Raw genomic sequence first — 1646 nt, 5'->3', positions numbered from 1 at the left:
GAGGTTCTATGGCTCCTCCAAAAAGACTACGCTCAGAGCTTGGTCAAAGCAGCAGGGAAACGTGTAACAAGTCAATCAACTACGCGCCTACGGCGCCGGACGTGCTAACGCACGCCGGTTATTGAGGCGTTAGGTTCAACGAGTCAGTACTAAACTATGGAATCGGAAAAAAGCGAACAGACAAATCCAGCTCTGCTTAACTTGTTGAAAGCAGATTCTTTAGGAAAAATATCTGCGGTTTTTCTCGGGATAATATATCTATGCGGTTTCTTGACCCTAAATTCTCATCTATATAAATACGGGGTTGTAGAGCTAGGAATCGCAAGTACTGAGTATTTGGTGGCGGGCGCAGTATTTGTCCTGTACTTATCCGTATATGGGATATTTGCCGGGCGTTCCATAGTTTTATCTAAGCACTGGCTAGGGCAGCATATAGATCACCTGAAAGAAAGAAACGCTCCTGCTATTTCACCCCTCATTGCATTCGTGCATATGTTTGTAGAACTGGCTTTCTTCCATTGCTTATCTGCCGCATTGTTTTCTACGTTTGCTTTTGGTCAAATTGAGAGCTTTGGTTTCTATGCAGTACTATCATTGGTATTCATTGTTAGTTATGGCCTGGATACATCAAATTGGGATGTTAGACATCCGTTCGCTCACTTGATTATTGATGGGATTTTAAAGCTAATAGCAGTCTTCTCATTTTTCTACCTATCATCTGGAAGTAACATATATATAGTTTTTGCGGCATTCTTTGGGTATTCGATGTATATAAATCTTGTTCTTGATTCGTTCGAAAGGTACAAGGTTACTAAAGACAGAATCATATTTAATTTTTGTTATACAGCAATATTTATACTTTTAGCTGCTGTAACATTCGGTTCTTCCGTCTACGGAAAAGTAAGCAAGAAAATAGGTGGCGGAAAACCCCTCGAAATGACGATAGGATTAAATAAGAATAGTCTTGACGATCATCCCATTAAATTCGCATCACCAATAGCCGGCAAAGTTGTTTACTCAACACAAGATAACGTCTATATACAAATTGAGAAAGACACACTGATTATCCCTCGTTCGTCAATAAGCTGGATGAGCTTTCACGAAAATGACAGTGACGGATTTGTCGATTTATTAAAAGAGATGAAGGCAGACAGAAGAGAGTCCACAGACCAAAATGAACCTAACAATCCCATCCAGCCGACGCCAAAAAGCGGCGCGGCTGATGGTTAGCGTTATGTTGCCGGGCGGTAAAAATTGTTGTTGGTGCAAGCGGGTAATCTTTCGCACTGGTTTAGCGTCCGGCATTGAGCAGCTTCGCCATTCCGGGCTCAAGTAGTTTCGCTCATAGAGCGTTCTCTCTGGCTCGGCAGCGGAGGGTCGCCCACTACAGTATCGTTAGGTGCCATTAAGTTAAAAATTTGGTGGGGGAAGTGCGGTATTCTTCCCTCGTAACATTGGGCGCTGGCCAGCCAAGCCGTGGCTGGCAAAGTGCTAGTAGTTGGCTCGCAGCGCGTCAGCCATAACCAAGCTAGGCAGGTTCGCCCAGCCGGTGGCTGGGCTGGACAGCCTACGCTGCGCTTCGGCTGCCCCTGCTAGCGGCGTTATGGATTACTACAAACAATCGAGAAAATTTATGGAAAGCCCCG

General features: G+C 44.5%; 1 protein-coding gene. It reads left to right on the top strand.

Annotation, left to right across the window (positions count from 1 at the left end; all coding sequences use genetic code 11):
- Positions 1-156 precede the first annotated feature (156 nt).
- Positions 157-1230 carry a hypothetical protein gene (locus tag ABEA58_RS14245; RefSeq protein ID WP_345552569.1) on the top strand — a complete coding sequence of 358 codons (1074 nt, stop codon included), beginning with the start codon at positions 157-159 and terminating at the stop codon, positions 1228-1230.
- Positions 1231-1646: the final 416 nt, after the last annotated feature.

It is taken from the genome of Microbulbifer aestuariivivens, assembly GCF_039545115.1.
Taxonomy (GTDB): Bacteria; Pseudomonadota; Gammaproteobacteria; order Pseudomonadales; family Cellvibrionaceae; genus Microbulbifer; species Microbulbifer aestuariivivens.
Note: the sequence above shows the minus strand (reverse complement) of the source record. Positions and strands in the feature narration are given on the sequence as shown.

Coding starts and splice junctions, on each gene's coding strand:
- ABEA58_RS14245 (WP_345552569.1), top strand. CDS start 157: ATGGAATCGGAAAAAAGCGAACAGACAAATCCAGCTCTGCTTAACTTG.